The 22430-nt window shown below is 49.9% G+C and carries 20 protein-coding genes and 1 tRNA gene; 13 read left to right on the top strand and 8 right to left on the bottom strand.

Annotation, left to right across the window (positions count from 1 at the left end):
* Window positions 1-7 precede the first annotated feature (7 nt).
* Window positions 8-898 (bottom strand): tRNA (5-methylaminomethyl-2-thiouridine)(34)-methyltransferase MnmD, encoded by an 891-nt coding sequence (locus tag H6F72_RS07435; RefSeq protein WP_190433324.1) that lies wholly within the window; start codon window positions 896-898, stop codon window positions 8-10.
* Window positions 899-1054: 156 nt separating this feature from the next.
* On the opposite strand from H6F72_RS07435, the gene H6F72_RS07440 reads away from it, so the two are divergent.
* A complete protein-coding gene (locus tag H6F72_RS07440; protein ID WP_190433325.1) occupies window positions 1055-1999 on the top strand; it encodes a class I SAM-dependent methyltransferase in 945 nt (314 codons plus the stop codon).
* Between the two features lie 89 nt (window positions 2000-2088).
* Window positions 2089-3078 (top strand): PrsW family glutamic-type intramembrane protease, encoded by a 990-nt coding sequence (locus H6F72_RS07445; RefSeq protein ID WP_190433326.1) that lies wholly within the window; start codon window positions 2089-2091, stop codon window positions 3076-3078.
* A 52-nt stretch (window positions 3079-3130) separates the two neighbouring features.
* Here the strand turns inward: H6F72_RS07445 and H6F72_RS07450 are convergent, their stop codons facing one another.
* Window positions 3131-3997 carry a 6-carboxytetrahydropterin synthase gene (locus H6F72_RS07450; protein ID WP_190433327.1) on the bottom strand — a complete coding sequence of 289 codons (867 nt, stop codon included), beginning with the start codon at window positions 3995-3997 and terminating at the stop codon, window positions 3131-3133.
* Window positions 3998-4278: 281 nt separating this feature from the next.
* Between H6F72_RS07450 and H6F72_RS07455 the strand changes: the two genes are divergently transcribed.
* The 3 genes from H6F72_RS07455 to H6F72_RS07465 all read left to right on the top strand — a co-directional run bounded on the left by H6F72_RS07455 (window position 4279) and on the right by H6F72_RS07465 (window position 7293).
* Window positions 4279-5577 carry a tellurite resistance TerB C-terminal domain-containing protein gene (locus tag H6F72_RS07455; protein ID WP_190433329.1) on the top strand — a complete coding sequence of 433 codons (1299 nt, stop codon included), beginning with the start codon at window positions 4279-4281 and terminating at the stop codon, window positions 5575-5577.
* Window positions 5578-5694: 117 nt separating this feature from the next.
* Entirely contained in the window at window positions 5695-6891 is a 1197-nt protein-coding gene (locus tag H6F72_RS07460) for a Coenzyme F420 hydrogenase/dehydrogenase, beta subunit C-terminal domain (RefSeq protein ID WP_190433331.1), read from the top strand.
* Window positions 6892-7122: 231 nt separating this feature from the next.
* Window positions 7123-7293, top strand: coding sequence for a hypothetical protein (locus H6F72_RS07465; RefSeq protein ID WP_190433332.1), 171 nt, complete (start codon window positions 7123-7125; stop codon window positions 7291-7293).
* Here H6F72_RS07465 and H6F72_RS07470 read toward each other — a convergent pair.
* A complete protein-coding gene (locus H6F72_RS07470; protein WP_370527460.1) occupies window positions 7290-8522 on the bottom strand; it encodes an aminotransferase class I/II-fold pyridoxal phosphate-dependent enzyme in 1233 nt (410 codons plus the stop codon). The genes H6F72_RS07465 and H6F72_RS07470 overlap by 4 nt on opposite strands.
* Window positions 8523-8666: 144 nt before the next feature.
* Between H6F72_RS07470 and H6F72_RS07475 the strand changes: the two genes are divergently transcribed.
* Complete coding sequence (locus H6F72_RS07475) at window positions 8667-9494, top strand: acyl-CoA desaturase (protein WP_190433334.1); 828 nt, start codon at window positions 8667-8669, stop codon at window positions 9492-9494.
* 100 nt (window positions 9495-9594) lie between these two features.
* On the opposite strand, the gene H6F72_RS07480 is transcribed toward H6F72_RS07475, so the two are convergent.
* From H6F72_RS07480 to psbZ, 5 genes are all read right to left on the bottom strand, one after another.
* A complete protein-coding gene (locus H6F72_RS07480) occupies window positions 9595-10860 on the bottom strand; it encodes a glutamate-5-semialdehyde dehydrogenase (protein ID WP_190433335.1) in 1266 nt (421 codons plus the stop codon).
* A gap of 4 nt (window positions 10861-10864) precedes the next feature.
* Window positions 10865-11275: a hypothetical protein gene (locus H6F72_RS07485; protein ID WP_190433336.1), complete on the bottom strand. Its 411-nt coding sequence runs from the start codon at window positions 11273-11275 to the stop codon at window positions 10865-10867.
* A gap of 342 nt (window positions 11276-11617) precedes the next feature.
* A tRNA-Gly gene (locus tag H6F72_RS07490) sits at window positions 11618-11689 on the bottom strand.
* A 129-nt stretch (window positions 11690-11818) separates the two neighbouring features.
* A complete protein-coding gene (ribH, locus tag H6F72_RS07495; protein WP_190433337.1) occupies window positions 11819-12418 on the bottom strand; it encodes a 6,7-dimethyl-8-ribityllumazine synthase in 600 nt (199 codons plus the stop codon).
* Between the two features lie 68 nt (window positions 12419-12486).
* A complete protein-coding gene (psbZ, locus tag H6F72_RS07500; protein ID WP_190433339.1) occupies window positions 12487-12678 on the bottom strand; it encodes a photosystem II reaction center protein PsbZ in 192 nt (63 codons plus the stop codon).
* Window positions 12679-12910: 232 nt separating this feature from the next.
* Between psbZ and H6F72_RS07505 the strand changes: the two genes are divergently transcribed.
* From H6F72_RS07505 to H6F72_RS07535, 7 genes are all read left to right on the top strand, one after another.
* Window positions 12911-15646: a CBS domain-containing protein gene (locus H6F72_RS07505; protein ID WP_190433348.1), complete on the top strand. Its 2736-nt coding sequence runs from the start codon at window positions 12911-12913 to the stop codon at window positions 15644-15646.
* Between the two features lie 169 nt (window positions 15647-15815).
* On the top strand, window positions 15816-17459 hold the full coding sequence (locus H6F72_RS29635; protein WP_199298947.1) for a serine/threonine-protein kinase: 1644 nt from the start codon (window positions 15816-15818) through the stop codon (window positions 17457-17459).
* 73 nt (window positions 17460-17532) lie between these two features.
* Complete coding sequence (locus tag H6F72_RS07515) at window positions 17533-17859, top strand: DUF6825 family protein (protein ID WP_190433350.1); 327 nt, start codon at window positions 17533-17535, stop codon at window positions 17857-17859.
* Between the two features lie 120 nt (window positions 17860-17979).
* Window positions 17980-19686, top strand: coding sequence for an AarF/ABC1/UbiB kinase family protein (locus tag H6F72_RS07520; protein WP_190433405.1), 1707 nt, complete (start codon window positions 17980-17982; stop codon window positions 19684-19686).
* Window positions 19687-19720: 34 nt separating this feature from the next.
* The gene (locus tag H6F72_RS07525) at window positions 19721-20485 is read left to right on the top strand and encodes a PP2C family serine/threonine-protein phosphatase (RefSeq protein WP_190433352.1); all 765 of its coding nucleotides are present in this window, start codon (window positions 19721-19723) and stop codon (window positions 20483-20485) included.
* Between the two features lie 457 nt (window positions 20486-20942).
* Entirely contained in the window at window positions 20943-21137 is a 195-nt protein-coding gene (locus H6F72_RS07530) for an NblA/ycf18 family protein (RefSeq protein WP_190433354.1), read from the top strand.
* 403 nt (window positions 21138-21540) lie between these two features.
* The gene (locus H6F72_RS07535; RefSeq protein WP_190433356.1) at window positions 21541-22422 is read left to right on the top strand and encodes a universal stress protein; all 882 of its coding nucleotides are present in this window, start codon (window positions 21541-21543) and stop codon (window positions 22420-22422) included.
* Window positions 22423-22430 lie beyond the last annotated feature (8 nt).

Below are 22430 nucleotides of genomic sequence, written 5' to 3' on the forward strand. Positions count from 1 at the left end.
TTCGCCCCTACTTGATGCCCCAACGCCGTCGCCAACTGGAAGTAGATTCTCGTTGAGATTGCGATTGCTCGTCTTTTTGGCGCTGCAAAATAGTTTCGGCGCGATCGCTCAAATCGGGGTCACGGAAAGGAATGGCGGCTCTTGTTTGTAGATGTTCTTGCTCCATTGGCAAGAGAGGATGTAGCGTTTCAGGATTAAAGCTGCCCACTGTACCTTGGGACCATTCATGCGATTCGTAAACTTCACCTTCACTAAGGGGAATGGTGCCAATAGATAAACCAGCTGCTTGCATGGCCGATCGCACTGAGGCCGACCGCGAGTAGGTAGCCAACTTTCCAGTTGGAGCCAAACAATTCACGACCTGCGTAAAGAACTCTACCGTCCATAACTGCGGGCAGCGGCGCGGAGAAAAGGGGTCGAAGAAAATTGCATCGGCTTGGAATTGAGATATTGCTAATGATTGGATAGTTTGGCGAGCATCTCCGATCAAAAGTTTGGTTTGTAAGCGATCGCTTTTATATTCATGTTCCTGCGCTAACTCAATCAAAATCGTTTGGACAGTGGGCGACCAAGACTCGATCAAAGGAGGCGCGATCGCGGCTTGGGGAACAGTAGCATCGAGTTCCAACCCGTACACTTCCACTTGGCAATCTGGGTTAGCTGTCCAGATGGTTTCTAGAGCGGCAGCGGTGTTGTAGCCCAGTCCATAACAGACATCGAGGAGCTGCACTTGACCTTGCTGTGCCTTCTCCACTAAATCGGTCGCTTTGGCAAATTTGAGGAATGCTTCTGCTTTGGCACCCTGGCTGCTGTGAAACGTCTCGTTAAATTCCTCAGAAAAGAAGGTGAATGAGCCATCATCAGTGAGTTGAGGCATCCAGGTAGCAGCGTCAGGCATGAGTTCCGCAGAAACAAGACAAGCAACTCTTCAATTGTGCCTTGTGCGATCGCCACCTATCCCTACCCGTCTATTGAAGTTCTTAAAGCTGCGCTTCCTCAGGCGGGGAGTTTGCGATAATTGAGCTTGTTGAAAGCTGTGTTTTGACATCACTCTATGACTGCGACTGCCGCCAAGACTGCTCCCCGCTTAGCTTCTCGCTTGGTGAATGGAGTACTTTCGATCAAACCGCTCGCCAAGCTAGCCAAGAACCGAGCGCGCAACATGATGATCAAACGGGCTGAAACCATTGGGGTTTATTGGCCGAAGGAAGTGAAAGCACTCAAAGCACGAGGTAGCACTGCCGAATTTTCACCGGAGTGGGAAGCAGAGCTGGCGCAAGTTCAGAACCCTAACCTGGCTTATCCCGATTATTATTTGACTTCGTTCCATGCCTACGAAGAAGGCAATATGGGTTGGGAGCCTGCGACGGAAGTTGAGGTGGCAGCCCACGCGGTTCATGCCCGAATTTGGCCCGAAGCAGGAGCGCAGGGAGATGCCATGCTGCGCCAGAGTTACCATAATGCCGTGAAGTCGCAGATTCTCGCAGAACCGAAGGATATTTTGGACTTGGGATGCAGCGTCGGCATGAGCACGTTTGCGCTACAAGAAACCTATCCACAAGCCAGGGTAACGGGTCTAGAACTGTCTCCCTACTTCTTGACGGTGGCTCGCTACAAAGCCCAGAAACGCCAACTCCAGATCAACTGGGTTCACGCTAAAGCCGAAGAGACAGGCTTACCCACTGCCTCATTCGATTTGGTTTCGGCTTGCCTGGTATTCCACGAACTGCCCCAAAGTGCCGCGATCGCCATCTTCCAAGAAGTGAGACGGATACTTCGTCCCGGTGGTCATTTCACCATCATGGACATGAACCCCAAGTCCGAAATTTATGCCAAGATGCCACCCTATATCTTGACGCTACTCAAGAGCACGGAGCCTTATCTCGATCAATACTTCGCTTTAGATATCGAAAAGGCAATGGTCGAAGCAGGCTTTCATTCGCCCAGTATCACCGCCAACAGTCCCCGCCACCGCACGATCGTCGCCCAAGCCAAATAACCCCAATGGGCTGTAAGGGCGAAGCATTCTGGCAACTCATGAACGGTTTTACTTAAGGCTATTGAGAATGCTTCGCCCTTACAAAATGTATGGATGTTTATACACTAATTTTTTGGGCGATCGCACCTCCGCTCTTAGCCCTGGTTTACTACTGTCGCCAAGTACGCCCAGTTCCCGCCCTACCCCAACTGTTGCTTGGGTTCCTACTCGGAGGGCCAGTTGGCCTTATGGCTCTGGGCCTGGAGTGGGGTTTTGAATTTTTGGCTCAAAGCATTTTGCCTTGGCAGCAGATCACACGATCGCTCCTCGGTGCAGGTTTACGACAACTGCTAGAAATTGGCCCGATTGAAGAAGGCAGCAAACTCGCAGGGGTGCTCTTACTTTTGGTTGGCCTACGCAAGTGGCAACCGCGATCGCCCTCAAGCAGCACCATTCTGCTCTGCACCATTGCTGTCGCTTTAGGATTCACTGCCGAAGAAAATCTGTTTTATCTCTTCAATGGCGTCGCGTCTATTTTCGATCGCATCATCGGCGTTGCTGTCCACGCCTGGTTTTCCGCACCTTGGGGTTATGTATTAGGTTTAACACTCCATCGCAGACACACTTTAGGTCTCTTTTTTAAGCGAGATTGGAGAGAGCTGCTAATCGCTTGGTTAAACGCAGTCGCTTGTCATGCCCTCGTTAATACCCTCTCTATTGCATGGCGCTACGATCCACCGATTCAGCTCTTGAGCTACGGTCTCTTTCCGTTCTTCCTTTGGATGGCGTGGCGACTGAATAATTTGCTGAGGCGATCGCAAAACCAACCTCTACCGACGCTAATCTCTGGAACCACGCAACCAGAACGTTACTGGCAGAGTGGTCTAGTTCTATTTGCGCTGCTGCTAGGAGGCAACGCGATTTTTGGCTGGTTTCTATTGGGTCGAAGCTTCAGCAGTGTCAGTTGGTCACAACTAATCGCCACACCAGATTTACTCCAGTTTGCGCTCAGCCGTTTTGCGCTCAACTTAATTCCAGCAGCGATCGCCTGGTTTATTTACCGCTATCTCAGGCATAGAGGTGATCGCCCTCAATCTTGATTCTCACTTTCTCCCCTTCCCTCGTAGGGAAGGGGCCGGGGGTTAGGTCATCTTAAGCTAGGGCTGCTTCGCGTTGCTGCCCCGCTGCCTGAGTGAAATCAGCCTCACTGCAAAAGACTTCGCAGGAGTTGTTGGGACTTTCGATCAACTTGATTTTGTGCAACTGTGCGCCAATCTCGCGGATGGGTTGTTGCAGCAGATCGCGAATATGAACCGCAATATTTTCAGCCGTGGGCACGACCTCAGCAAAGTAAGGGATGTCTTTGTTCAGAAACGTGTGGTCAAACGGTTCTACCACATAGTCATCCACTGCTTTTTGGAAAGCTACCAAATCAGCGATCATGCCTGTGCGGGGGTCCATTTCACCTTTGATCGTGACTTCTAAGTGATAGTTATGGCCGTGACCATTGACCCGTGCGCATTTGCCATAGATTTCAGAATTTTGCTCTAAGGTGAGGTGAGGCAGAGCCAGACGGTGAGCGGCGCTGAAGTGAGTGCTGATGGTGAGGTAAGCTTCCATTCCGTTTCCTTTGTAGTCGGCCCAGAGTTCAGGATGTTCAAGCAGTTGAATATTGGTGATCGGCAAGTGAGGCGCAAGACGCTGCCAAATTACCCGCGCAATATTTTCGGTAGTGGGTAAGGTTTGCTGAAATTCTGGCCAAGCATCGTTGAGGTAAGAGAAGTTCAGATCATGAGTAACTTCCCGCTTGATCACATGCTTCACATCCGACAAATTCAGCACCATGCCGTACTCGTCGAGTTCACCCGCCATTGAGACATAAAAGACATAGTTATGTCCATGTCCAGGAGCACGGGCGCAGAGACCAAACTGCTCTGTGTTTTCCGCCTCACTTAGTTCAGGCAGCCAGTAACGATGGCTTGCTGAGAACTCAGCTCGACGATTGATAATGCATTTCATGGGCACAGGGGAGGGAGATGTTGTGTTAAGTTCCGTAAACCAGCCTCCTTTCAGAATAAACTAATTTTCTTAAGGATTTTGGGTATTTACTGCTTCTAGAACAGCCTTACTGCTCTAACATTCCCTTTGAAAGAGATAAAAACGATCGCCACAATCTCCTGTCCAATCAGTCAATTTTCTGAGAGATTAAAGGGGCGATCGCATATACTTCCCCACAACTAAACTAGTGTGAACTGGTTCAACCAGATCCAGGTAACTAAGACGCGCGATCGCAGTGAGCTATGGTCAACAATCGGTTCCTTGTTGGGTCTGTTGCATTTGGTATCAGCTTTGGCCTCAGCTTTTTGACCAACCGACATATGGGAAAAGCCTTTTCCAGTGGGTTGATCACGCTGCCTGCTGCCTTGGTTGCAATGGTCGTAGTAGAAAATCGCCGCAGTTCCCAAGCCAAAAGTACTTTGGCATTTCTCAACACTCAGATTCGGGCGTTGCAGCGGCAGGGTGAAGATTTACAAGACCTACTATTAGATTTAACTGACGAACGGCAGGAAGTCGCAGCCCACCTCAGTTCGCTGCAAGCTCAAGCACAACAAGCCAAGCTGCAACTTGCGGATTATTGGAACCACAAAGAAGAATTGGTTTGGAAGTTAAATGCCCTAAATGCTCAAGAACAACACCAACTAGAGCAAATCAACCAACGGCAATCTCAAGTCAAAGCCCTAGAACGGCAAGAATTGGAGTTAAAGCGATCGCTTTCTAGCATTGACACGCTCAAGGAACAAACAGAAGCAAACTTGGTAACTTGGCGAGCAGAACTCGTCCAGCTAGAAACACGAGTCCTAGAACAACGCCAACAAGAAGCTTCGCTCGACCAAGCTCTGCTGCTGCTACGACAACAAAAACAGCAACTTGAACCAGAAGTTTACGGGCTGCAAACTCAAATTCAACAGTTAGAACAGCGCAAATTAGAGGTCAGCCAATCTCTGTCGGTTTTGCAAGCTGAGAAACAGCAAGAAGATGCGAGTTCTCATCCGCTCCAAGCTGCCATGCAACAGTTACAAACTCAGGTAATCTCGCTGCACAAAGAACTAGAGCAGTTGGAAACCCAAATCTTAGAACGACGCAATCAAAAAGAAAGCTTAGAAGAAGAACTCGCCACCCTCAACCTATTGAAGCTGCAAGCGGAAACCTACGAGGTTCAACCCGCTCAACCTCAAACCTCTTCCAGTCGCAAGCGCAAAAGTGCTAACAAAAAAGGGGCGATCCTTCCCTTCCGACCACCCCGCGAGGAAACTTTACCCTCTGAGTGGACTGAATTTCTGCTACAACTGCCGATGGCTGAGTTTCAAGTGCTAAAGGCGATCGCGGAACAGGAAAACGCCAGCGCTGCCATTAAGCAAATTGCTGAAGCCAACATTATGATGCCAGAGCTGTTGATTGACTCGATCAATGAACGAGCCTTGGATACCGTGGGCGATGTGGTGGTGGAGCCAAGTTCTAGCCCACCCGCGATCGCCTCTGAATATTTACCAGCAGTTAAGCAACTGATCAAAACCTACGAAGACCTTCTAGCCGAATAGCAGAGCTTGCTTCAAGACTTGCTTAAAGTTTCATGACCATCCTTTAACGGCAACCACAAGAAAGCATTAAGCTACCTTAAGCAGACTTTACGCTTGTGATTCATTAGCTGCCATAACATGACCGCCTCTGTCCGTCCTCACCAAAAAGCTAAAGCCCTCAAACCTTCTAGCCGTCGTCCTGCCAAGGAACTCTGTAGTGAGTGCGGCCTGTGTGATACCTACTACGTTCATTACGTCAAAGAAGCTTGTGCCTTTATCAATCAGCAGATTGCTGAGCTAGAGGTTGAAATCCACGGACGCAGCCGTGACTTAGAGAACCAAGACGAGTGGTACTTCGGCGTCAACCAAGACATGATGGCTGCCCGCAAAACTGAGCCGATCGAGGGTGCCCAATGGACAGGCATTGTCAGCACGATCGCGATCGAGATGCTGAATCGTGGCCTTGTGGAAGGTGTGGTCTGCGTGCAAAACACCGACGAAGACCGCTTTCAACCCAAACCTGTAATCGCTCGTACGCCTGAGGAAATTTTGGCGGCACGAGTCAACAAACCCACGTTGTCTCCAAATCTCTCCGTACTGGAGCAGATCGAGCAGTCGGGCATGAAGCGACTGTTAGTAATTGGTGTGGGTTGCCAGATCCAAGCGCTGCGGGCGGTGGAAAAGCAACTCGGCCTCGAAAAGCTCTATGTGCTGGGAACGCCTTGTGTAGACAACGTCACCCGCGCAGGTTTGCAGAAGTTCTTAGAAACCACCAGCCGATCGCCGGAAACGGTGGTTCATTACGAGTTCATGCAAGACTTCCGAGTCCACTTCAAGCATGAAGATGGCTCAATTGAAAAAGTCCCTTTCTTTGGCCTCAAAACCAATCAGCTTAAGGATGTGTTCGCGCCTTCCTGCATGAGCTGCTTCGACTACGTCAACTCTTTAGCTGATTTAGTTGTGGGCTATATGGGTGCTCCCTTTGGTTGGCAGTGGATTGTAGTACGGAACGATCGCGGCCAAGAAATGTTGGATTTGGTGCATGACCAGATTGAAACGCAGCCTGTAATGTCCCAAGGCGATCGCCGTAACGCAGTGCAGCAAAGCATTCCCGCCTATGATAAAGGCGTTACGTTACCCATGTGGGCAGCTCAGCTGATGGGTGTGGTAATCGAAAGAATTGGCCCGAAAGGCTTGGAATACGCTCGCTTCTCCATCGATTCGCACTTTACCCGTAACTATCTATATTTGAAGCGCCAACATCCGGAGAAGCTGGAAGCTCATGTACCGGAGTACGCTAAGCGAATCGTAGGGCAGTACAAGTTGCCAGAATGAGAGAAAAATAGGAGCCAGGAATTAGAAGCCAGGAGTCAGAACAATCTCTGCTCTTGGCTTCTGTTTTCTCTAGCTTAAGAATTTTAAGTAAAGGTTAAAACATTACACTCAATTTATATAAATTGATAAATTCGTTACAGAAATGCCAACTTTGTAAAGTCGTATCCAGTCATACTAAGTACACTAAGAAATAAATGATTTTAGTTACCAATCATTAGCAGTTGTTAAGAAATGAAACTTCAGACGGGCGCGCTTTTAGTTTCTAGAAACGGCAAGCAATATCGGGTGGTGGAGTGCTACGAAGACAGCATTTCTCTCATGGCCGTGGATGGCTATACGCTGTTTTCTTGCCGTCGCTTGTTTGTCGAGTTTTCCTTTCGTCCCGCTGCTGGGGTCGCCTAAGCGGGGCCAACCGCCTCAATGGCCGCTTCAAGCGCGATCGCCACATGGGTCCAGTGAGTTCCACCCTGACAGAACACCACATAAGGCTCACGCAGCGGTCCATCAGCAGAAAATTCGGAAGTACTACCATCAATAAAAGTGCCACCTGCCATAACTAGTTGGCTTTCATAACCTGGCATTTCCGCAGGTACTGGATCTAGATAAGATCCGATGGGTGAATGTTTTTGGATGGCGCGACAAAAAGCAATCAGTTTATCCGGTGATCCAAGTTGAATCGCTTGAATCACATCCCGTCGTGGCGCTTCTGGTAAAGGATTTACTGGATAACCGAGTTGCTGAAAGACATGAGCCGTTAAGTGATTGCCCTTTATTGCTTCCCCAACCATTTGAGGGGCTAGAAACAAGCCTTGAAATAGCAAACGGTTTTGATCAAAAGTAGCTCCACCGGAACTGCCGACTCCTGGTGCAGTCAGGCGACAAGTGGCAGCTTCTACCAAATCAGCCCGACCCGCAACATAACCTCCCGCCGTGACAATGGTGCCGCCAGGATTTTTGATTAGCGACCCTGCCATTAAATCTGCACCAACGGCAGTGGGTTCTTGGGTTTCAATAAACTCGCCATAGCAGTTATCCACAAAACAAACGGTGTTGGGATTTTGCTGCTTGACCAAATGGACAATTTTTTCAATATCGGCGATCGCCAAGCTAGAGCGCCAGGAGTAACCACAAGAGCGCTGAATCAACACTAGGCGAGTGCGGTCGCTCACCGCCTGGGCCAAAGCTTGCCAATCGATCGCACCTTCTGGCGTGAGTTCTAGTTGGCGGTAATCCACACCAAACTCGCGCAACGAGCCTTGACCATGACCCCGCAGGCCGATCACTTCTTCTAAAGTATCGTAGGGCGCACCTGCCACAGCGAGCATTTCATCGCCCGGACGCAGCACGCCATATAAGGCACAGGCGATCGCGTGGGTACCAGAGACAAACTGCACCCGCACCGCTGCTGCCTCGGCTCCCATGACTTCAGCAAATACTTGATCTAACGTCTGCCGCCCCAAATCATCATGTCCGTAGCCAGAAACACCTGCAAAGTGATGCGTTCCTACGCGATGATGGTAGAACGATGTTAAGACTCGTTTCAGATTTTTCTTGACCTGAGAGTCAATTCCAGAAAAAATCTGGAGTAGTGCTTGCTCTGCTTTCTGTAACAGTTCAACACTGCTGGTCACGCTTTCGTTCTCCTCCGGAGACATACGTAGGATCTGGTAGCCCTCCAGGCTGATGTTTTTTCTTTGTCAGCTGGTTAACCTTTATCAGATGTAAAGTTTATTGTCGCGCAGATTGGACATCAAAGTTCGTTTTGAGATTACCGCATGACTATTGCACAAGCAACCAAACCTCCCTTAGCCTGGCCCATTATTTTGTTCATGGGGGCAATCCACATTGGGGCACTCTTCGCCTTTGTACCTGGCACCTTTAGCTGGGGTGCCGTGGGTGTTGCTCTGTTTCTCCATTGGGTGACTGGTGGGTTAGGAATTACTTTAGGATGGCATCGTTTAGTCACGCACCGGAGTTTCCAAACCCCTAAATGGTTAGAATACTTCTTCGTATTTTGTGGCAGCTTAGCCTGTGAAGGCGGTGTGATTGAGTGGGTTGGCCTGCACCGTCATCACCATGCGCATTCAGACGAAGCGGTGGACCACCACAACTCAAACGAGGGATTTTGGTGGAGCCACATGGGTTGGATGCTGCATAAAGTTCCAGCCAAAAGCGAAGTTGAGCGTTTGACCAAAGATATTTCTGGCGATCCAGTTTACAAGTTTTTGGACGACTACTTTCTTCTGGTGCAGTTTGCCCTAGGAGTTGTGCTTTATCTCATCGGCGGCTGGCCTTTTGTTGTCTGGGGCATTTTTGTCCGCTTGGTGTTGGTGTATCACTGCACCTGGTTTGTGAATAGCGCAACGCACAAATTTGGTTATCGGAGTCATGAGTCTGACGATCGCTCTACCAACTGCTGGTGGGTGGCCCTCCTGACCTATGGCGAAGGCTGGCACAACAATCACCATGCTTACCAATATTCCGCTCGTCACGGCCTCCAGTGGTGGGAAATTGATATGACCTGGATGACGATTCAGCTTTTGCAAACCTTGGGTCTGGCTTCAAAGGTGAAGCTTCCTCCTAAGGAAGCTCAAGCCGCTTAGTCTTAACTCCGGTTAGCAAAACTGCTGCTGTTGAAACTACAGATTTGAGGATGTGGGGTTGCTCTGAGGGGCGGCCCCACTTTAGTTTGGGAGTGAGACGTTAAAACTGTCCATTTCCCTGGACAATATGCTTCACCGTTGTCAGCGTGTCTAAGCCAATTAAGCCACGACGATGACCCTTTTGATTAGACATGCCCAAGAACACCGCATCGCCTTGCTTGGGATTGCGTGAAAAGCGAGGGGAGGCGTTGATATAGGTTGAAGCGCTATTCACACCTAAAGCAAACTGTCGGCTCTCCTGGTAAGACTCAGTAACCAAACAATCTGCATGGCCACTGCTGTATTGGTTAATCCAGGCGATCGCGGTTTCAATACTACTCACTGTCTTAAACGCCACTACTTTGTCCAGGTAAGCTTGGCTCCATTCGCGATCTTCAGACAGCAGTAGATCTGGGTGTTCTGCGGCTAGCTCAGGGCTGCCTCTTAAGGTAAAGCCTTTTTCTCGCAAGCTGTCCCAGAGCATAATTAGGGACGAACGATTTTGGTCTTGATGAATCAACACCTTCTCGATCGCATTGACCGCATCAGGTTCACTTTGATGGCTATCTAAAATCATCCAGCGAGCCGCTTCTATGCTGCCAGAAGGCGACCAGTAGAGATAGCAGTTACCCATCGCCGATCGCAACACGGGGGCTGTGGCTTGTCGCACCACCTGCTGCACCAAACTAGGACGACCGTAGGGAATGATTAGGTTGAGATATTGATCTTGCGTGATTAAATCTCGCACCGAGGCTCCTTGCTCGGCAGGCAATAATTCTAGGCACCCTTCCGGTAAGCCAGCGTCGTAAATGGCTGATTGTAGAGCTTGGGCAATCACAATATTGGTATGGCTCGCTTCACTGCCGCCCTTCAGGACTAAGCAATTCCCGGTTTTAATACAAAGTCCAGCAGCGATCGCAGCTAAATCTGGAAACGCTTCATACACCAGCGCAATCACGCCCAAAGGCACCAACTGGCTATAAGTCTGGCAATGAGGAATTTGGTAAGCCGCACTCATGACTCGCCGAATCGGGTCTGATAGTTCCGCCAATTTCTGCAAAGTTTGAATCGTGGCTTGCAGCCGTTCTGGAGTAAGCTTCAACCACTCCAAAATTAGATCTGGCACTGCCATCTCCCGGCTAGCCTCCAGATCTAAAGTATTGGCTTCTAAAATATCGTCTTGATAGCGCTTCAAAACTTGGACCATAGCTTGCACTGCTCGACTGCGATCGGCTCCTTGAGTCGTAGTCAAGTCGAGAGAAGCTTGGTAAGCGCGATGAACTCCGGCTAATGGATCAACAAGGGAACTAGAAGAATCAGGTGACATTGAGCTAACGTCTATAAGCTAGCCATAGAATAAACGCTGGCAACATCGCAGCTAGCACCATTACTACCGCCCAGAGAATAATATTACTAGGGTTTGAGGGCGAATGGAGCGCCATTGGCAAGCAAAGCACTAGCAAGACGATTACAATGCCTAGGGCTAATGGCAAGTAGCTTTCACGTAAACCGGAGTGAGCAATGTTCCACTGCTGGCCACTCCAGCGCCAAGCCCGCTTATAGGGATAGGTGGTTGAAAGTTGCTCAATGACGTAGCCACTCTCTTCAACCACAAAAATCTGCTGACATCGATTGCAGCCAAAAGCCTCCGTCAGAGTAATAGGCAAGAGGCGACCCCGACGGCGGCAAGGGCATGGGTAATCTGTGTCTAACTCAATCTTTTGGGCTTTTTGGGATTGCACAAGCAGCTATAGAGTTAAAGATAGTTAAGACAAAAGTTACTTAAAGTTTCAAACTACTTAGCTACAACTGAGTGCCATAATTCAGTAGTTTTAGAAGCGTAATTGTAATGAGATGGACCGACCTGAGCAGTTCAGGTCAAAACACCTACTGACTAAGCTACTCATTAAATCCTATCACCGTCAGATTTGACGCAAATCTTACTAGAGTTATACCTACTGGCATAAACCTTATGGTGTATCTACTGGTACAAGTTTCCAAGAAACCAAGAAGATATTTAATTTCTCAGGCCAGATTAGGGTAAGAAACTAACGCTAGTTTCTTGATTTTTATCTGTTTTTCAAAGCGGGCAACGCGATTCGAACGCGCGACATTCACCTTGGCAAGGTGACGCTCTACCACTGAGCTATGCCCGCAAGCCGCACTGATAATAATTTCTCAGATTTGAATGTGTTTGTCAACACTTTTTGGAAAGAAATGTTGAGAAAGTTAGCGGCTGTTGTCACAATCAGATGCGATCGGCTCACCCTCCGCAGAACTTATACTTAACCCAGCCGCTCTTGCTCTTTATGCAAACTGGGAGCGAGGGTATTGCTTGGAGCCGCAGGTAATGTCTGAGTTGAGGTCGTGCCAGAGACCTGGGAGTTTTGGGGGACAATCCCGTCTCCAGAGCGCAGCTGGCGCATTAAGCTAGCCATTTCTAGCGCATTCATGGCATAATCCCAACCTTTATTACTCTTGATCCCTGCGCGCTCTAAAGCTTGCTGCATAGTATCTGTGGTAACGATGCCAAAGATGATTGGCACTCCTGTCTGCAACCCGACGTTAGCAATGCCTTTGGATACCTCAGCAGCCACGTAGTCAAAATGAGGGGTTTGGCCCCGAATGATTGCTCCTAGGCAGATAATTGCATCGTACCGATTAGCCAACGCTAACTGACGAGCAACCAGGGGGACCTCAAAACTACCTGGCACCCAGACATAATCCACTTGAGTGCCGTGCGGGTTTGGATCAACGCCGTGGCGCTTCAAGCAATCTTGACAGCCCTCTAACAGCTTGGTTGTAATCAAGTCATTAAACCGACCGATCACAATTGCAAAACGTAGGGGTTCTGTCTGAGTAAAGGTTCCCTCAAAAACTGCCATGGCTGCCTGTAGATATCTGGTGAGTTGGGTAAATCGGGTTCTGGGGCTGGATTGAATCTGCGGGCAACCTAAACCACTAAATAGTTCAGTAGTCCAACGAGCAGCACGAGAGCAAACCAAAGCCCAGAACCTAGTAGGATCAATCGCTTAGATTGCTCCCAATTTTGAGGAGAAGCATAGGCTACTGGGACACCCACAACCATCACAAAGGACAACCCAACCAAGGCAACTAAGGCGAGCTGGAACAGAGTTGAAAACATTTTTTTCTCCCAATACAGCAGTGGACTGGTTTACACCTGTCGCTGAATTTAGACAATTTTTTGATCAGTCCTGAGTAGTACGCTACCAGAAATTCATCCCCTCTCGGCACTTTCTCTGCCACGATTGAAGAAACATCGTAAGTACTACATCAAATTAGCTTTGCGGGGTTACGTGGGGCGGCCAAAGCCGTTCATTTATAGTCACTGCCGATCAGCGCTGGAAGCAAGACAAATGGATTTAATTCTGTGTCATACAACCGCAGATTTTGATACGCTGGGCGCGGCAGTAGGGCTGACTCGGTTACAACCAGGGGCACGGATTGTGCTGAGTGGTGGTTCGCATCCGGCGGTGCATGACTTTCTGGCTTTGCACCGAGATGAATATCCTTTGATTGAACGGCGATCGGTCAGTCCGCAGCAGATTCGCTCTTTGGCCGTGGTAGATGCCCAACGGCGCGATCGCATTGGCAAGACTGCTGAGTGGTTAGACCTGCCAGATATAGAGATTACGGTCTACGACCATCACCTAAACACGGAGAGCGATATTCCAGCAACTTCCTTTCAGGTGGAGCCAGTCGGGGCGACCTCAACGTTGATTGCTGAGCAACTACAAGCGCAAGCTGTGCAGCTGACTCCTGCCGAGGCAACCGTGATGGCCTTGGGAGTGCATGTGGATACGGGTTCGCTGACTTATGACCACGCAACCGCTAGGGATGCGCTGGCTTTGGCTTGGTTGATGGAGCAGGGAGCCAACCTGAAGATGATCGCGGAGTACATCGATCCGGGGCTGTCACCGCAGTTACAGGAGTTGTTTGCGATCGCCTTAGACGGGCTGCAAACTGAGGAGCTCCAAGGGCATCGGGTCGCTTGGGTGCTCTTGCAACCTGGAGCGTATATTCCTGGTTTGTCTAGCTTGGCTTCTCGGATCACAGAACTTACAGAAAGCGACGCCCTGCTGTTAGCCGCTCATTATCCCGTCCGGGCGGTAGACCCAGGAGACCGAGAAGAAACTGATCTCGACGACACTCGCTTAAGCGTGATTGGGCGATCGCAAATTGAGGGCACTGACCTGAACGAGCTGTTCAAGCCGCTGGGTGGGGGTGGCCACTCAAAGGCGGCAGCGCTAACTTTACGAGGAGCGAACCCGGAGTCAGTATTGCAACAACTACGAGCAGGGTTGCAGCAACAAATTCCTCAGTCTCCCACGGCTCGCGAACTGATGTCCTCACCTGTGCGCACCATTCGGCCTGAGACTACTATCAATGAGGCGCAGAGAATTTTGTTGCGCTACGGTCATTCTGGTTTATCGGTGGTCGATGCTCAAGGCCAACTCGTTGGCATCATTTCTCGGCGGGATCTAGATATTGCGCTGCATCACGGCTTTGGTCATGCCCCCGTGAAGGGCTACATGACTACCAACTTAAAAATGATTACGCCAGAGACGCTGCTACCAGATATTGAGTCATTGATGGTGACTTATGACATTGGCCGTCTGCCTGTGTTGGAAGAGAACCAGTTAGTGGGTATTGTCACTCGCACCGATGTGTTGCGCCAACTCCACCAGATGCAACGCCCGACTAGCGTTGTGGTGCCTGGAGACAAAGGAATTCCCCTGCGGGCACCTTTGCAAGAACAGCTCAAAGCTCGTTTGGTGCCGCAGTTGTGGTCTGTTCTAGCGGTGGCGGCTCAACAAGCTGAAGCGAGGGGCTGGCATCTTTATCTCGTGGGAGGGGCAGTGCGGGATCTGCTGCTGGCTGACCCAGAAGCCGCTTTGTTGCTCAATGATATTGATTTGGTAGTGGATGGCTACCACCGAGCGCTGCAAGAGGGAGCGGGCGTAGAGCTAGCCCGGGCTTTACAGCAGCAATATCCGCAGGCTCGGCTCGACATTCATGGGCAATTTCAAACTGCTGCTTTGTTATGGCACAAAGACCCAGAATTAGATTCTCTATGGGTAGATATTGCCACGGCCCGCACCGAGTTTTATCCCTACCCAGCGGCAAACCCAGAGGTGGAAGCCAGTTCAATTCGGCAAGACCTCTATCGGCGTGACTTCACGATTAATGCCCTCGCCATTCGCCTTACGGCTCCCCGGTCGGGTGAATTGCTTGATTTCTTTGGAGGTTTGCTGGATTTGCGATCGCGCCAAATCCGTGTCCTCCATGCCAACAGCTTTATTGAAGATCCCACCCGGATTTATCGAGCAGTACGCTTTGCAGTGCGGCTAGGATTCGAGATTGACCCCCAAACTGAAGGTTATATTCGCCATGCGATCGAGAGTGGTGTTTACGATCGCGTCCAAGACGAAAACAGTCGGGCACCAGCGCTACAAACCCGATTGAAAAGCGAACTCAAATACGTTCTGGCTGCTCCCTATTGGCAATCAGCTTTACAGTTACTGTCCCATTTAGGAGCCTTGCGCTGCATTCATCCGACCTTGACTTTAACGCCAGCGCTTTGGCACCAGATCCGCCTGATGAGTCGTTGGTTGCGGCGCTTCGATTCCTCAAATACGCTGGTTCATTGGCAAATGCTGTTAGAGGTGTTGATTGCTGATCTTGCGCCAGAGTACCGGGGTAAGATTGCCGCCAATCTGCAACTACCTGTTAATAGCATTGAGGCTTTGCAACAACTTGCTACCACACAAGCTGACCTAGCAAGCCATTTAACAAAACCTCAAAAGCCTAGCCAAGTTGTGCAATTGCTGAGCCAATATGATCGCTCAACTCTAATCTTGATTGCGGCGCGATCGCCTCGTGCCCTTCGGCAGCTGATTTGGCGTTACTTAATCTGCTGGGCTCAGGTGAAACCGCTGCTAGATGGTAATGACCTAAAAGCGTTGGGTTACAAGCCGAGCCGCCAGTTTAAGCAGATCCTGTCCGACTTGACGGCTGCTACCTTAGATGGTGTGATTGGCGATCGCGACTCAGCCATCGCATTTTTGGCTCAACATTATCCTCTAGATTAAAAATTTTTCGAGTACGCTAAGCTAACTGAATTCGGTTAAAAATTAGGCACGAAAAATTCGTTACTGCGTCTAAAAATCTGGCTTGGGCAGGATGCGCTTTTTCTGCCATTGAAGTCTCAGATTTCTCGCAAGGCGCTAGCATAAGTGGACAAATTGGTAGTTAATACCTATGAACTTGGCGACTGGAACAGTTCTGCAAAACGGCAAATACGTCGTTGAGGCCATCCTGGGTCAAGGTGGCTTTGGCATCACCTATCGGGCGCACCATGCCTACTTCGACCAGCCTGTCGTCATCAAAGTTTTACACGAGAATTTGCGTCGCCATGCAGACTTCGCCCAGTTTCAACAACAATTCATTGCTGAAGCCCGCCGTGTAGCCCGCTGTCAGCATCCCAACATTGTGCGCGTGTTCGACTTTTTTGAGGAGGGTGGCCTGTCCTTCATTGTGATGGACTACATTCCCGGCGATACCTTAGCTGATATTGTGCAGTCCGAAGGTGCCCTACCCGAAGCTAAAGCGATTCACTACATTCGGCAGATTGGCGCAGCCCTAAATGTAGTGCACCAAGCAGGCTTACTGCATCGGGACGTGAAACCTCACAACATTATTCGCCGCGAACATACCGACTTTGTAGTGCTGATCGACTTTGGTATTGCTCGCGAATTTACTCCAGGGGTAACTCAAACCCATACGGGCATGTTGTCGGCGGGCTATGCGCCAATCGAGCAATATCTGCCTCAAGGTAAACGCACCCCTGCACTTGATATCTATGCTTTAGCAGCCACACTCTACAGCTTAGTCACAGGGCAAGCACCGATCGCCGCTCCTTTACGCGATCGCATTCCTTTACTCGACATGCGGCAATCCCAGCCCCACCTTAGTACGGCTGTAGAACAAGCTATTCTGCGCGGTATGGAGATGGAAGCTGAGGCAAGACCTCAAACTATAGCCGAGTGGTTTGCCCTCTTGCCCAATAGCAATTTTGTTACCTCCGCCTCCGAAACCGCTCACGCCAGTAAATTGCCCCCAGCCCCACCTAGCGCCAATTCTCAACCTCAGCCCATTCCCGCCACAGTCACCAGCGCCACTCTACCAGTAGTGCCTCGACATAGCCCTGCTCCAGCAGTGGTTGCTCCCCCAGTAACTACTCCCACCTCGGCTACGGCTGTAGCAGCGAATGAAGCAGCGGCAACGCCAGCGCCTTCTAGAAAAGCTCCACCTCCAAAGCCAGCTCCAGCTCACTCGCCCTTCCCCAAGGCACTGCTAGGAGCCGCAGCGATCGCCACCTGCGTTGGCGTTGCTTTTGGTTTAGTTCTCCGGATCAGTGGTGGTCAAGCAGGCCCAACTTTCTTACAAAACGATCAATCCTTTCCAGAGAGAGCTTGGCCAGGGCAGGAGGTGCCCACCTCTGTGCCTTCAGATGTGCCAGTTGAGCGAGGTGCTCCGCAGGACAACGCTGCGCCTCCTTTAGAGCAATCAGAGCCGACTGCGGATGAAACTCCACCCGAACCCGTTGATTCGCCACTTGACCTAGCTCCTACACCGTCTCTCCCTCCAGATGTAGAAGTTGCTCCGAGTCCTGTAGAGGTAGATCCTGCACCAAATCCAGTTCCAGATCCCAGCCCAGTTCCCGCTCCGGTAGAAGCCAACCCTATTCCAGCTCCTGAGCCAGCCGTAGAGCCAGAGCCACAACCGCCTGCGAATAATCCTGAACCCGCTCCTGAGCCAGAACCCCCTAGTGATAACTCCGCTGCCCCTACTTCCTCGTTTGCTCCTCCAGCCGCACCGGAACCTCCAGCACCGTCTCCTTAGCCAGCCCTGAGGTCGAGGCAGGATATTGAATAAGCAAGTTATAATCTTTGCGGACACCCGCAGAGATTTTCCCATGAGTAATCCGCTAGTTCACGCCTTTTTCGTTGGCAGAGCCTTGGCTGAAACTTTGGGTGAGCAGCTAGAACATTCACTGACGAACGCCTTGAGTGAGCTAGGCAAGTTTGATGCTGAGCAGCGAGAGCACCTGCGCCAGTTTACCGAACAAGTTCTAGAACGGGCTCAGCGAGAAGAAGAGATTGTGATGCGAGCCCGTACCACCACCGCGATCGTGCCTCAAGGCTCTCAACCCACTGACTTGCAGGCTACCATTGACGAGCTACGGGCTGAAATTGCTCAACTGCGCTCCGAGTTAAAAACCTACCGGAGTAGTTCCGTTTAAGGTTGAAGCATTCTGCTTTCCCTCTCTTTGCTCAGGCTGCCAAATTTAAAAGCTGATTTAGGAATCCAAGTGTCTGCCCTTTTTGATGATCCTCTTAGTCTTCCGGAATCTAAGGAGCACATGACGATTACAGGGTGGCTCCGCCGAGGCACCCGTAAGGAAAAAGTCTACCGTTGGAGCCGCGACAAGTACTCTCGTCGTCGTCGCTTTGTAGACATTTGGTCTTTTGTTCTCACCCTGCTGACCTCGCTGTGGCTCAACGACAAAGCTTGGAGCTACCGCGGGGGTATGACTGAAGCTAAAAAGGCAGTCAGACGGCGAAATCAAGCAATTTGGATTCGAGAAACCCTGCTAGATTTGGGGCCAACCTTTATTAAAATCGGACAGTTGTTCTCAACGCGAGCCGATTTGTTTCCCTCTGAATACGTTGAGGAGTTGTCCAAGCTCCAAGACCGAGTGCCTGCCTTCAGCTACGAGCAAGTTGAAGCCATTATTGAGAAGGACTTAGGGAAACAGGTGCATGAGCTTTACCGTAGCTTTGACCCGATTCCCCTGGCAGCGGCTAGCTTGGGCCAAGTCCATAAAGCCCAGTTGCACTCTGGCGAAGAAGTCGTCGCTAAAGTGCAACGTCCAGCTTTGCGGCAGTTATTTGAAATCGATTTACAAATTCTCAAAGGGATTACCCGTTATTTCCAAAACCATCCGGAGTGGGGTCGAGGCCGAGATTGGCTAGGCATTTACGAAGAGTGTTGTCGGATTCTTTGGGAAGAAATCGATTACCTCAACGAGGGGCGTAACGCGGATACATTTCGGCGTAACTTCCGCAACGAGGATTGGGTGTCTGTGCCACGGGTTTACTGGCGTTACACTTCTCCCCGGGTAATAACTCTAGAATATGCTCCTGGCATCAAAATTAGCCACTATGAAGCCATCGAAGCGGCAGGGCTCGATCGCCGGAATTTAGCGCAATTGGGAGCAAGAGCTTATCTGCAACAACTGCTAAATGATGGCTTTTTTCATGCCGATCCGCATCCCGGTAATATTGCCGTTAGTCCCGACGGCTCGTTAATCTTCTACGATTTCGGCATGATGGGCCGCATTCAGCCCATTACTCGCGAGAAGCTACTTGATACGTTTTTTGGCATTGCTCAAAAAGATGCCGATCGCGTGGTGACTTCTTTGGTAGCACTGGGCGCTTTGTCTCCAGTGGATGACATGGGGCCTGTGCGCCGCTCGGTTCAGTACATGCTGGATCACTTTATGGATCAACCGTTTGAGAATCAATCGGTCAGTGACATCAGTGACGACTTGTACGAGATTGCTTACGACCAGCCCTTTCGCTTTCCAGCTACCTTCACCTTTGTGATGCGAGCTTTCTCTACACTTGAAGGAGTGGGTAAAGGGTTAGACCCAGACTTTAACTTCATGGAGGTCGCAAGACCTTTTGCGATGCAGATTATGTCTAATGGCAATAGTTCTCCAGAAAGCAGCATCCTGAGCGAATTAGGTCGTCAAGCGGCTCAAGTGGGCAGCACGGCTTTTGGCTTACCACGCCGCATTGAAGATACGCTAGAAAAACTGGAACGGGGTGATTTACGAGTCCGGGTTCGCTCCACTGAAACGGATCGGGTCATTCGCCGTCTCAGCAGCGTTAATATAGGAACTAACTACACGTTGTTGGTCAGTGCCTTTACACTTTCAGCCACAATCTTGTATGTTAGCGGTCATGTCTGGCTGGCGTTGCTGGTTGCTGTTGGTGCTGCCGCCCTCGCCTTTGCCCTGATCCGCCTGTTGATGCGCCTCGATCGCTTTGATCGGATGCTGTAATGTTTTTTGACTTTCAGGTAAAAGCAGCCAATTTATGAAACGCCTCTTCACGGGTCTGACCGATCCGGGACTCCTTCGTTCCGTAAATCAGGATGCTTACTACATTGACCCTGAGGGTCGATTTTTTATTGTGGCGGATGGCATGGGAGGGCATGCTGGCGGTCAGGAAGCGAGCCGCATTGCCACTCAAGCAATTCAATTTTATCTAGAGCAATATTGGCCTTCGCTAGATTCGTCACCCGCCTTACTGGAAGCAGCACTGCTAGAGGCTAACCAAGCCATTTTGCAAGACCAGCAAAGTCACCCAGAACGTTCTGATATGGGAACAACTGTGGTTGTGGTGATCTTTCGAGATGGCGACGAGCAACCTTGGTGCGCCCATATTGGTGACTCCCGGCTTTACCGTTTGCGTGGCCCCAAAATTGAGCAGATCACAGAGGATCACACTTGGGTTGCCAAAGCTCTGAAAGGGGGGGATTTGACTCCAGAGCAGGCGCGAAATCATCCTTGGCGACATGTTTTGTCCCAGTGTTTAGGGCGTGAAGATTTACGCCAGATGGATATTCAAGCTCTAGAAGTACAACCGGGCGATCGTCTGTTGCTGTGCAGTGATGGCCTTACCGAAGAACTCTCCGACCACTCGATCGCTGCGCACCTCAAGGCAATCCGAGCCTCAGAGAAGGCAGCAGCAGCACTAGTCAACGCTGCAAAAGATAAGGGTGGACGGGACAACATCACCGTAGTACTAGTGACTCTTGATGGCTTCAGCCATCCCGACCCACCGACTCAGGGTTCGTAACGCTTCAGATTTACTCAGCTTTAAAGGAAATTTTTGTTAGGGCAAATAAGGATTTGTCTAGCTTTGCGATCGCCGCGATCGCCCATCCACTCGACCTTTGGGCTAAGACGTGGGCATCGGTTGCTGTTTTAGGCGTTCTCTGAGTTAAGCTTTATCACAAAGTTAGTTCATTTTGAGCATTTTTACAATTTGTAACCTGATAAAAATACTCCAACCCGTTATTTGGTGTAGGAGGTGGTATGTGTATCCTGGAAAACCTACTTCGTCAGGGATAGCTAACATTAGAGCTAAGTTACCTCAGTAGGGGTATGTGCACTTTGTCAAACAATTGTTATCTTTTTTAATACAGGGTGACTGGATTTGCAGGTAAAGCAGTTGAAGAGAATAAGTAGCCCACAGAGCAATACTGCTTTTCCAGATTCGCTGTACTCTCCTCTCTCTTACTTTGGAGTTACATATGAACCAGCCCATCGAACTTTCTCTCGAACAACAATTCAATATCCGCTCCTTTGAAACTCAGGTTCAACAAATGAGCCGTGAGCAGGCTCAGAACTTCCTGATTGACCTCTACAAGCAAATGATGATGCGTGAGACCATGTATAAGCACTTCCTGAAGCATCAGTGGGGCTTGGAACCGGGTCCTCAAGTGTAGTTAATGCCTCGTCGCGGTAGGGCGACCTCTATCTCTTGCTTTGTTCCAATGTGGGAAAGAAGCTGGGGTCGTGGGGCGTCGAACCCGCTTTACCAAGCTCAAAAAACTCAAGCATTAATTTTAGTTGACCAATCCAGAGCTATAAGTTTCAATTAACAGCGTTGTTTCAGTCAGATTATGTGGCTCGTAAGAATAACTGCTTGAGAACGTAATTTATCTGAGTCAGCCAGCCATATCCAAAGCTTTGCTACCAGAATTAGAAAAAACTAGCTGATCTAGCTTGGCCAAAATTTTGAGCGAGTCAGACTTAACCGCTAAAGTTTTCACAAATTTAATTGGATGTCTTTGGAGTTAAGTGCTTAATTAGGAGAGTTGCGCTTCAGATCCTCTCACCTCCTCACTTATGTTCCAACGTCCTTTAATTTGCACCGACTTCTCCGACAACATTCAGCGCTTGGCTAACTTTGTGCCTAGCTTAGCCGCTGGGGGAATGCAACAGATTGTGTTTTTGCATGTGACAGCGCTGTGGGAAGAAGGCGAGATTCCGCGAGAAGACACGGAAAAAGTCAATCAAGCTCGCGATCGCTTAGCAGTGGCCTTACAGCAGGTGCCTGATGGAGTTGAAGTTAAAGTTGAAGTGCAGTCAGGACGAGCGAGCGACACGATTCTCAAGGTCGCTAAAACCCACCAGGCAGATGTCATCATTTTGGGTACCCCAACCCGTAGCTTATTAAATGAAAAGCTCTTTGGTAGCACGACAGTTGGCTTGGCGCAGCGAACCAAGACGCCTTTGCTGGTATTACGCCCCCAACTGATTTCGGCCTATACCTCTGAAGAACTAGACTTGCGCTGTCGCCATTTATTTCGCTATTTGTTGTTGCCTTATGATGGCAGCGACCCCGCTAAGTATTTAGTTCAACAAATTGAGCAGCACTGCCAAAACCAACCCACTAAAGCCTTAGAGCAGTGTCTGCTTTGCTGGGTAGTCAGTGATAGTGGCCGTAAAGAACTGAGAAAGAGCAATCAGGATCAAGAAATTGCTGAACTGCTGGCAGCACCTCAAGCAGCTTTAGCCAACCTGAATCTGCAAGTGCAGACTGAGGTACGCTCAGGCAACTCAGTGACCCAGATTCTGGAAGTAGCATCCTCGTTTGATATCAGTGCGATCGCCATATCATCGGGTAGTCTAGGCCGCTTAATTGAATGGTCAGCTCCTAGCTTTGCCGGGGAAATCTTGCGGCGCAGTTGGCATCCAGTATTATTTTTTCCCCCCACCCGTCCTTGAGTCGTTAA

This window comes from Trichocoleus sp. FACHB-46 (assembly GCF_014695385.1).
Lineage (GTDB): Bacteria > Cyanobacteriota > Cyanobacteriia > FACHB-46 > FACHB-46 > Trichocoleus.